Here is a 348-nt window from a genome sequence, read left to right on the forward strand (position 1 = left end):
CCAAGTTCTTCTAAAGGCATATTAGCCAGGTCATCTAGAGAATAGTCTTCGGTCATGAGTGAGATGACGGTAGCACTGAGGGCAGTCGTGGAATGCCCATCTTCCTTAAGATTCATCGAAAGCGTATTACACTTATAGTAAAGATTTTCTAGGAAGTGTTGCTTGACTGTGGTTAGTTGCTTGATTAATTGATAGCGAGACCGTGTAAGGTGCTGTAAGGCGATGTATTGGTCTTCCTTTAAGAAAGAGAGATTAAACCTTTGGATTCGCAAGTAATCAGCAATATAGAAAGCATCTAAAGCATCGTTTTTATTTTCGGAGAAAACTTCACGATATTTCTTGATTTTG

1 protein-coding gene is annotated in these 348 nt (G+C 39.1%); it reads right to left on the minus strand.

The features are described from left to right. Positions 1-348: IS110 family transposase (locus tag HMPREF2811_RS04595; RefSeq protein ID WP_141749260.1), on the minus strand; the 348-nt coding region annotated here is incomplete at both ends.

Source organism: Globicatella sp. HMSC072A10 (assembly GCF_001811625.1).
In the GTDB taxonomy this organism is placed as follows: Bacteria; Bacillota; Bacilli; order Lactobacillales; family Aerococcaceae; genus Globicatella; species Globicatella sanguinis.